At 44.9% G+C, this 10632-nt stretch carries 7 protein-coding genes; 3 read left to right on the top strand and 4 right to left on the bottom strand.

All coding sequences use genetic code 11. The features are described from left to right. Window positions 1-1288, top strand: a 1288-nt coding sequence (locus tag ACJ751_RS20365) for a glycoside hydrolase family 10 protein (RefSeq protein WP_407747362.1), incomplete at its 5' end; no start/stop codon positions are given. A gap of 73 nt (window positions 1289-1361) precedes the next feature. Here the strand turns inward: ACJ751_RS20365 and ACJ751_RS20360 are convergent. After that, the gene (locus ACJ751_RS20360) at window positions 1362-1991 is read right to left on the bottom strand and encodes a hypothetical protein (protein WP_407747361.1); all 630 of its coding nucleotides are present in this window, start codon (window positions 1989-1991) and stop codon (window positions 1362-1364) included. Between the two features lie 496 nt (window positions 1992-2487). Continuing rightward, window positions 2488-5802, bottom strand: coding sequence for a maltose alpha-D-glucosyltransferase (treS, locus tag ACJ751_RS20355; RefSeq protein WP_407747360.1), 3315 nt, complete (start codon window positions 5800-5802; stop codon window positions 2488-2490). A 279-nt stretch (window positions 5803-6081) separates the two neighbouring features. Between treS and ACJ751_RS20350 the strand changes: the two genes are divergently transcribed. Beyond that, window positions 6082-6423, top strand: a complete 342-nt coding sequence (locus ACJ751_RS20350; RefSeq protein WP_407747359.1) for a hypothetical protein — start codon at window positions 6082-6084, stop codon at window positions 6421-6423. 166 nt (window positions 6424-6589) lie between these two features. Here the strand turns inward: ACJ751_RS20350 and ACJ751_RS20345 are convergent, their stop codons facing one another. Continuing rightward, window positions 6590-7075 (bottom strand): YbhB/YbcL family Raf kinase inhibitor-like protein, encoded by a 486-nt coding sequence (locus tag ACJ751_RS20345; protein ID WP_407747358.1) that lies wholly within the window; start codon window positions 7073-7075, stop codon window positions 6590-6592. Window positions 7076-7476: 401 nt separating this feature from the next. Between ACJ751_RS20345 and ACJ751_RS20340 the strand changes: the two genes are divergently transcribed. Further along, the gene (locus ACJ751_RS20340; RefSeq protein ID WP_407747357.1) at window positions 7477-8202 is read left to right on the top strand and encodes a hypothetical protein; all 726 of its coding nucleotides are present in this window, start codon (window positions 7477-7479) and stop codon (window positions 8200-8202) included. 1 nt (window position 8203) lies between these two features. Here the strand turns inward: ACJ751_RS20340 and ACJ751_RS20335 are convergent, their stop codons facing one another. After that, window positions 8204-10513, bottom strand: coding sequence for an FdhF/YdeP family oxidoreductase (locus ACJ751_RS20335; RefSeq protein WP_407747356.1), 2310 nt, complete (start codon window positions 10511-10513; stop codon window positions 8204-8206). Window positions 10514-10632: the final 119 nt, after the last annotated feature.

The raw sequence follows: 10632 nt of genomic DNA, 5'->3' as shown, positions 1-10632 counted from the left end.
GGAAGCTATACAATTACTCGATTTTTTACAATCACATAATTTCAATGCAGTGATCTTCCAGGTAAGGCCCCAGGCAGATGCTTTGTATCAAAGCAACCTGGAGCCCTGGTCGTATTTTTTGACCGGTACACAGGGCAAAGCACCTGAGCCATATTATGATCCCCTGCAATTCTGGATAGAGGCAGCGCATGACCGTGGGCTTGAATTGCATGTTTGGTTGAATCCGTACCGCGCGCATTCCCCCGCCGGTGGCGAAGTGACCAGCACCTCATTGGTAAAGAAAAAACCGGAACTGGTAGTAAAGTTGAAAGATGGTCACTGGTGGTTCGATCCTTCAAAGAAAGGCACCCAGGAACATGCTACTGCAGTAGTAATGGATATTGTAAAACGTTATGATATAGATGGCGTGCATTTCGATGATTATTTTTATCCCTATCCTTCATATAATGGCAATGCCGATTTCCCCGATAGCGCCAGTTATAAAGAATATATTGACAAAGGCGGTCCCCTCAGTCTGAGCGACTGGCGCCGTAACAGCGTGAATGTTTTTATTGAGAACTTATATAAAAATATCAAAGCCGAAAAGCCTTATGTAAAGTTTGGGCTCAGTCCCTTTGGTACCTGGCGGCCGGGTTATCCTTCCATCGTAGAAGGGTTTGACCAGTACAACCAATTGTATGCAGACGCTCGCTTATGGTTGAACGAAGGCTGGGTAGATTATTTTACGCCACAACTGTATTGGAAGATCAACAGCCCTACGGTAAGCTATCCTGTTTTATTAGGCTGGTGGTTGCGTGAAAACAAAAACGACCGGCACCTCTGGCCCGGGATGAGTGTGGGCCGTGATACTACTTCGGCCAATGCTACCGAAGTAATGAACCAGATCATGGTTACCCGCGGCATGTTGCCAAAAAGCAGCGGCGAGGTACATTGGAGCATTAGCTCATTAACAAAGGATTCCAACCTGGCAAAGGCTATCGTGGAAGGGCCTTACAAAAAGCAGGCGCTGGTGCCCGCCAGTCCCTGGCTCGATGCCACGGCCCCTGATGCGCCACAGGTTACGGCTTCCATAGAAGGCGATTCCCTGAAGATCAACTGGACACACCCCAATGAACCAGATGTATTTCACTGGGTAGTTTATTACCAGTATGCAGGCAAATGGAATTACACCATCCTCAATCGCCACGATCGAATGTTCACTGTAGGAAAAAATAAGTTAAGCGGAGTTTCTGTATCTGCGGTTGATCGGGTTGGTAATGAGAGTCAGTTGGTAAGTGTGAAGTTTTAAGTTGAAAGTTCAACTAAATAACTTGTTAACTTGTCAACTGGTCAACTCGTCAACTGGTTAACTCGTCAACTCGTCAACTGATCAACTCATTCCCCGGTTGTCTCGAAGCTTCAATGTCTTTTAATTTAGCGATTAATTCGGTGCCCAGTCCTTCAACGTGTTCTTCAATAAAAGCAGCTAAACGTGGGTCATTGTTCATGGCGAGATAGCAGGCAACGTTATCGAGGATCATTTCACCGTTGTTCTCAGCCAGCAGTTTATCGATGAACTTTTTATTGTCTTCGATATTCAGATTGGTGGCGATGTATTTATCTATTTTAAGAATGAGATCGAGGAAGAAATCAACAGAGGAACCATAGATATTCTGTGTGCGGAAATCGTATTTGGTAGGACCGTAAATGTATTCGTTGCGTCCGGTTTTATTAGCCTTGATCCATTTTTTTAATTTTTTGGAACCCACATAAGGCAATATTTCCAGGCCAACACTGCTGCCAGCCATATTGCTTCTTGAGCTCCAGAAATTGATCTCAACAAAAAGGTCTTTCGATTCAATCTTTACTTTCGGCCTGCTCTTCGTATACTTATAGCCTTTCTGTTGATAATAAAATCCTATAGCCTGACAAAAGGCATCAAATATCTCAGCGGGCGGAGTGTGTTCGCTTTGATTAGTGAGAATACTATCTTCGGTCCAGAATGTTGTCATAAAATTTTGTCAAAACCAAATAGATTTTGCCAGTAATTTACCAATAATTTGGTCGTCAATTATGCTAATAACGATTTTACTGGCCGGTTGTTTGACAGGAAAATACAATCTGGTGTAGATTAAGCAGATACAAATTAAAGAAGTATCCTGATCTTGATTAAAATCATCGAAATGATAATGGAATTTAGAATATTTAGCAATGACTACCGTCATTGTTTTCACTTTTTTTATGTTGTAAATTCATATCAGATTACCAGATGGGGATCCGTTAGGAACGAAGCTAGTGAAGCTGTAACGTATTGTTGTAAATAGAAGCAAGAACGGGACAGAACTAACTGCCGGAAAAAACAGATCAGATCTGTTATCTTAACGTGAAAACCTGATTGGTTAAGCAAACGCTGATAGCATAATCAGTTTTAATTAACTACAAGCTACCAACGTTTTATTAAGAGCGATCAGCCGGTTGGCTGATCGCTTTTTTTATGAAATGCTGCTTTTATTTAATTATGATCTTTATCGTACGTATCGGCATTATTATAGAATTCAGTCCGTCATTCAATGAATGGTTCAGCTCGAGCAATGATTTTTCCAGCAAATAAGTTTGTAGCATCACCCTGAAATCAGCAGTATCCGGCGGTACAAACTGGCTCCCTTTTACCGTTTCAAGATAGGCTTTCATATAAAAACCGCCCATGTAATGTGCCCACAGTCGAAGAAATGGAGTGTACTTAGGCAAATTGTCTTTGAGAATATGATGGTTTGCATGAAACCCTTCAAACACTACATTGTGAAAGGAGCGTAACATGGTAGCCACGTCGTGCAGGGGTGAACGCTTCAATCTTCTTTCGCTATACGGGCGAAGCGGATCGCCGCCATATCCCTGTATGACCAGGTCTTTCCCCGTAAACAGTATCTGGCTCAGGTTATAAAAACCATGGATGCGGATCTTCCATACATCCAGTTTTTTATTGTAAATCTTTTTAAAAATAGCCAGCACATCATCGCGGTGTTTAAGCAGTTCTTCTGCTTCGGGCTGCAGATCTGTGGGCAGGCGGGAAAGATTTCTTTTCAGGTTTTGAAAAACTTCCCGCACCAGCGATACCATGGCCGAATATAACGACCGCTGATAATGCAGGGAGAACTCTTCTGGCCTGAAATCTTTCAGGTTATTGCCCGATGCCAGTGCCAGGTGCATTTCACCGGTGCGCACGCCTATCAATCGCGCCTGTTCTGCTGCGCGAATGCCCAGCAGGTCTTTTAGTTCGGGTGGCAGTTGTTCAAAAGAAACCGGGGCGGTGAGGCTGCCCTGAGATTCCCAGGAAGGCAGGTGGTCCTGGTTCATCGCCAGTATTCTTTCAATATAATTGTAAACGCGTTCCTTCATATAACTGTAACCGTTACCATGGTTTTCAATCATCACCTGTAACATGCCGGTGGTGATCATTCCTTTATCCGTCATCCACTCGATTGCGCCCAGGAATGGCGGAATGTGTTCGAATTTCGCCTGTTCACTCAGGAAATGCGTTATTTCTGCATCGGGGTTTATATAATAATCAACCCGCCTGTAAATGGTTAAAAAGAAACTGTTATCGTAGGTAATGGCGCTTTGATAGCGATTGCCTTCGTAAATCTTTGGTTTTATATCATCATGTTGTGCGGCGTAGGCGCCCAGTGCACCATTGTTATAGAATTTCAACTGGTTGTTTTCTTTCACCGCCAGCGTTTCATTGCGCAACAGGTTTTGAAAAAGCCATTGCTGAAAGCTGGTAACATACAACGCATCGCACAAAATACCTTCCTGCCCGCCTATATGCATATGGGCAATAATGGAATGCGGAAAACTGTTGCCCAGTTTTGCCGCCACCGCGTCCTGAACAAAGGTTACCATCAGCTGGTACATTTCAGGCAGCCCGCTTTCGTAGGTTACTTCAATCAATAATAACAATGCTTCAGGCGAGGAAGGAATGTTCACCTGGTTAATGATCTCTACATTGTAAACCTGTTTGGCGCGACCCGTAAACCACCTGGATTGTTTGAGGTAGGCCGGTAAAATAGCATTCTCCATTTCTGCCCGGGGTCCTTTGCTAACTATGTCTTTAAACTGGTTTACCTGTATTAACGGGATCGCTTTTTTTTGATCAATTTCAGGATGGGCTTTTTCGAGCGAGAACCACAGCCAGGTATGCGGCGCCAGCGTAAAGAAATAGGTTTCCGCTTTGCCAATGGCCGGGAATTTATTGCGGCTCATCAGTTCAATTAAGGCAAAACCTTTATATCCTTCCAATGGTACTTCAGCCACCTGTGCAAACTTCGACAGGTTCACCACAATTAACAGCGTCTCCTCTTCATACTTCCGCAAAAAGGCCAGCACTTTCGGGTTGTCAACATTCAAAAAGGTTAAATCGCCCCGCCCGAATGCCTTATGTTTTTTACGCATATTTATCATGCGTTTCATAAACCAGAACAGCGACGAAGTGTTGCGGCGTTGCATTTCTACATTCACCGATTCGTAATGATATTCCGGGTCGAGTATGAGGGGCAGATACAATTGATGCGGATTGGCATACGAAAAACCCGCATTGCGGTCGGGCGACCATTGCATGGGCGTACGAACCCCATCGCGATCACCCAGATAAAAGTTATCACCCATCCCAATTTCATCACCATAATAGATCACCGGCGTACCGGGCAGGGAGAACAGCAATGAATTGAGCAGTTCTATTTTTTCTCTGTTGTTTTCCATTAAAGGCGCCAACCGGTGCCGGATGCCGAGGTTAATGCGTGCCTTGGGATCTTTTGCATATACCTTATACATGTAATCCCGTTCTTCATCTGTTACCATTTCAAGCGTGAGCTCATCGTGGTTACGCAGGAAGATGGCCCACTGGCAGGTGGGCGGTATAGCGGGTGTTTGATCGAAAATATCGGTAATAGGGTAGCGGTCTTCCATTTGCAGCGCCATGAACATACGGGGCATTACCGGAAAGTGATAGTTCATGTGGCATTCGTCCCCATCGCCAAAATAAGAGGCGGAATCTTCGGGCCACATATTGGCTTCCGCCAGCAAAACGGTGCCGGGAAATTTGGCGTCAACATGTGCCCGTAACCGTTTTAGAAAGGCATGGGTTTCGGGCAGGTTCTCCCCATTGGTGCCTTCGCGTTCGTACAAATAAGGCACCGCATCTAACCGAAAACCATCCACCCCCATATTGCACCAGAAATCGAGGAGGTTGAACACTTCCTGTTGCACCAGTGGGTTGTCGTAATTAAGATCGGGCTGGTGATGAAAGAACCGGTGCCAGTAATATTGTTCCGCTACGGGATCCCAGGTCCAGTTGGAAGCTTCAAAATCCTGGAAAATGATGCGGACGTCTTTATATTGAGAGGGATCATCTGTCCAGACATAATAATTTCTTTCAGGCGAACCTTTTGGCGCCGAACGCGCCCGTTGAAACCAGGGATGCTGGTCGGAACTATGGTTAATGACCAGTTCGGTGATAATTTTCAGGTTGCGCTGATGTGCTTCGTGCAACAGGGTTTTCAGCTGGGGAATATTGCCATAGGAACTATTGATGTTGTAATAATCGGCAATATCATAGCCATCGTCGCGCAACGGAGAAGGGTAAAACGGTAGTAACCAGATCACATTTACGCCCAATTCCTGTAAATAGTCAAGTTTTTGCATCAGGCCGCCAAAATCACCAATTCCATCGCCATTGCTATCGCAGAACGCTTTAATGTGCAGTTCGTAAATTATAGCGTCTTTATACCAATGCAATTTTTCGTTGAAAGCTTGTTTTGTAGGTTCCATGTTCGCCAATTATGTATCTACTAAATCACATAATTATTATGCCAGAACCTGGAGATGAATTGTTAACGAAATTTTAGAACAGGATTGGAATGATCTGTCCTGAAATTGATTATTATCAATTGTCAATATGTTTTGTTCCGTATATGCTTAAAAGTTGTAAATTAGTGTTGGCCTTTACAATTCAGGTATCGGTAAAGGTTGTAATGAGTAGGTTCTGGCAGGCATTCTGATTAGTAAGCGTTAGCCGTTATTGGCGAAAACTAAAAACGACACTTCCCTATGCCCGCACCCACAACACGCTTCCGCTCAAAAGAACTTCCCTTTTTTAGTACTCTTCACCATGCTACAAAACCATTTTTTAAACAATGGTACATTAATGCCCTTGATGTCACCCGTATTATGTCGGTCACTTATGCCGAAGCCCGGCAGGTAGTGTCGGCACTACGCAGTTTTTATAGCAAAGAAAGAAGCGATGTAATCACCGTAGAGGAGTTCTGCGCGTTTACCCGTATCAGTAAAAGTTTCGTAAGAATGCATTTGGTTTCAAAGGTGATGGAGGGGGAATTGAAAAAGCAAGTTTGTAAAGCAAGAGTTGCATTCGTAGTCGGAAATTTGCATTAAGTTTTTTAGTTCTTTAGTTTGTTAGTTATTAAGTTTCCGAACCAGGAAACCTATGAACTTAATAACCTACGAACCTAATAACCTAAACTTAGTATCCGAAGGCAGGAACTAAAAACCTAAGCCTGCCAACTTTGAACTTTAAACTTTGAACTAAAAAACTAACAAACTACCTCCGCATATATCTACCAACCAACTCCCCATAAGCCACCACATGCCCATCCATAGCCCGTTCCAGGCCCTTCTTATCAGTTCTGGGCGTAAGGGTCAATTGGATGTCAAGGGCGTACAATTTAAAAAAGTAGTGGTGAACGCCGTAGGGCGGACAGGGCCCGCCGTACCGGTTCTCCCTGAAGTCATTGATTCCCTGTTCTTTAAACAGAGTGTCTTCCTTTATATGGTGCGCTACCGGGATATTCCAGACCAGCCAGTGTACCCAGGGCCGGATAGGCGCATCGGGATCATCCATGATCAACGCCAGACTTTTTGTAACAGCAGGAATATCAATAATATCCAACGGAGGATTCACATTGGCGCCGTCGCAGGTAAACCTGGAAGGAATAATCCCATTGGGTTCAAACGCCGGGCTTGAAATATGTAAAGTGCTTACATCGCGGAAGGTTGATCTGGTTGTGTGCAAAGGAGATATTTTCATGGCTATACTTTACTTTAATATGGTTGGTCAAACGTCACCAGGTTGTCTCTTTTTGGTGCTTTTTTCAAATATATTATTGCCGGCAAACTTTAACAATGACGGCGATCACCACTTTAATGTGATTGCCGTTAATGGTGAATGGGTATTCCTTCATTGTAAACCAATTTGCTGTAACAATTTTGAAGAGATCACTCAATATCTTTTTGAAGTCTGTCGTTATACAAGTGCACAATCCCACCATTAAACTTCCCTAAAGCCCCTACGTCATACATAATAATGATTAGAGGCCGGTATATTAACCAGTAATGACATGGATTACAAGTGCATATACTTGTAAATCGCTGTGTGGCCGTTGTAATATTGTGATGTGGTTTTCATTCCTTCAATTTTAAATCACTGTTATGTCCAGCTATCCTTTCAACAGCAGCTTCACCAAGCAATTCAGACAAGAGCAACCTGTTACCTTTTGCGCTGAAGAAAAGCAATACGAGCAAATCGTTATCAGCACCTACAACCGGATGAGTGATGCAGACATGAATGTGGTGGGCAGCGCCCTGAACGAACATTTGTTCGACAATGGCATCATCGATCGCCTGTTAACAAAGCTTACCAAGAAAGATAGTCAGGATGCACAACGCCTATTGGCTTTTATCCAGGAATTACACCAGGAATGCCGTAGCCATGCCAATGCAGAACCTATTACTGCTCAATATTATAAACACCTGCTTGAATTACTGGGATCGTTCATTGACCTGGTGAATGAATATGAAACCAATGGCCAGGAATTATTACTCGGCAATTTAAACGCCTGTTATTTTGATGAAACCAGCTTTGCCGTTAACCAGTCCGTTGACAGTGAAGAAGTAGCTACCATGCACCGCATTATTGAAGATTACCTATACCAGATTGGTGAATTTTATCAATACTTTCACCTGTTGCTGCAAAAAGAAACCGAACAGGAAAACAGCAAGAGCCGTGTTCAGGTTATTTCGCACATCGCTTATTACCTCGATACGCTGATCACCTGCACCGAAAAGATGATCATCAACATGGAAGGTACATTGGATATGCTGTTAGAGTGGGAGACTTCTTTGCAAAGCCGCGAATCGCAAAGTTTGTTTAATTAGTCTATTCACCACTCACTTTCTTCACCGAAATAATTACTGCCTTAGAAACAGGCGTATTACTCTTCTTAGCCACATTGTTTACAGGAACCAGCACATTGGTTTCAGGAAAATAAGTAGCCGCGCATGTTGGCGGAATAGGATAAGGCACTACAATGAATTTGTGCGCTACCCGCTCCACACCGCCGTGATGATTGTAAATATCAACCACATCTCCCTGTTTTAGATTGCGCCGGTCCATATCGCCCTGATTCATGAGTATTACCCGCCGCTCTTTATAAATGCCCCGGTACCGGTCGTTCAATCCATAAATAGTGGTATTGAACTGGTCGTGGCTGCGAATGGTCATCATCAGCAGGTCGTCTTCGTGCAAATGAATGGTATGAATAGGCGCGATGTTAAAATGCGCTTTCTTCGACGTGGTATTAAATGCGCCGTCCCGGTTGCAATTAGGTAAATAAAATCCACCCGGATCACGTAACCGTTTGTTGTAATCCCCAAAGCCGGGTATGGTGCGCTCAATATCCTCTCTTATCTGATCGTAATGTTGTAAATAATTATCCCAGTTTATGGGGCTGCGATTGCCCAGCGTAGCCTTGGCCAGGCGGCAAACAATCACCGGCTCACTCAATAACTGGTCAGACACGGGATGCAAAACGCCCTTCGACAGTTGAACAACCCCCATAGAGTTCTCGCACGAAACAATTTGTTCTTCCCCGTTCACCAGGTCTTTATCGCTGCGGCCCAGGCAGGGAAGTATCAATGCTTCATGCCCATGCACCAGGTGGCTTCGGTTAAGCTTGGTGGATACATGCACGGTCAGCAAACACTTGCGCAGCGCAGCAGCGGTGTACAACGTATCGGGTGTGGCAGATAAGAAGTTGCCACCCATGGCAATAAATACTGATGCTTTTCCGCCATGCATGGCTTTGATGGCTTCCACCACATCGTACCCGTGTTTGTTAGGGGGCGTGAAATGAAAGTTGGCAGCAATACTATCCAGGAATTGTTCTGAAGGCTTTTCAAAAATACCCATGGTGCGATCACCCTGCACATTGCTATGGCCACGTACAGGACAGGTGCCTGCGCCTGGTTTGCCTATGCTGCCTTTGAGCAATAACAGGTTTACAATCTCCTTAATGGTGTCTACCGCATTCACATGTTGCGTAAGACCCATGGCCCAGCAGGCAATGATCTTTGTTTTATCTTTCAGCAGGTCGGCCACTTCCCGGATCTGTGGTAAGGAAATGCCGCAGGCCTTTGCTAATTGCTCGGGGTTTTGTTGTTGCAGGTCATTGATGAAGGCATCAAAATCCACTGTGTTATGCTCAATAAAATTGCGATCGAATACTTTACCCGGCTCGCGTTGTTCGTGTTGCCACAAGTAGTATTCAACGGCTTTCAGCAGGGCCATATCGCCATTGATGATAACCGGTAGAAAAATATCGGTGAGGTGGATATCCATACCCAGCAAACCTTTTACCGATTGCGGGTTGTTGAAACCCATCAATCCCGTTTCGGGCAACGGGTTCACCGCAATAATGCGGGCGCCGTTCGCCTTCGCTTTTTGTAAAGCGGTCAGCATACGGGGATGATTGGTGCCCGGGTTTTGTCCGAGGATGATGATCACCTCTGCTTCATAGAAATCTTCCAATTTTACCGAGCCCTTACCAATACCCAGCGATTCACCCAGGGCTACACCACTGCTTTCATGACACATATTGCTGCAATCGGGCAGGTTGTTGGTGCCGTAGGCACGAACGAAAAGCTGGTATAAAAAAGCCGCTTCGTTACTGGTGCGCCCGGAGGTATAAAAGATGGCTTCATTGGGGCTGGATAATTTATTTAAGGTAGCGCCTATTTTATGGAAGGCATCGTCCCAGGTGATGGGCTGATAATGCGTGCCGCCATGCGGGAGGAACATAGGCTGGGCAATGCGACCCTTGCGGCCTATTTCATAATCGGTAAGCGCGGCTAAATCCTGTACACTATTTTCAGCAAAGAATTCAGGCGTTAATTTTTTAAGCGTGGCCTCTTCTGCGACGGCTTTTGCGCCATTTTCGCAATATTCGCCCAGGGTAGAGCGGTCATCATCAGGGTCGGGCCAGGCACAACTGGGACAATCGAACCCGCCTTTCTGGTTCATATGGTTCAGCGCCTTCAAACCACGGACAGCGCCAGCTTCCCCCACCACTTGTTTTATCGATTCCACAATGGCTGGTATCCCAGCTGCAGATTTCTTGATATGCCCCAGGTGTAATCCGGTGAAATGTTCAGGATTTTCGGCACCGGGAGTGTTTTTATTGTCGCTCATGTTTATTTAACGTAGTACTATTTTAATAAAAGACTTTTGAGTACTTAAGTTTAATCGGCAATCGGCAATCCGCAATCGGCAAATTCGGGCCTCCCCCCGGCCCCCTCCGGTGGAGGGGG

Source organism: Niastella sp., from assembly GCF_045805085.1.
In the GTDB taxonomy this organism is placed as follows: Bacteria; Bacteroidota; Bacteroidia; order Chitinophagales; family Chitinophagaceae; genus Niastella.
Note: the sequence above shows the minus strand (reverse complement) of the source record. Positions and strands in the feature narration are given on the sequence as shown.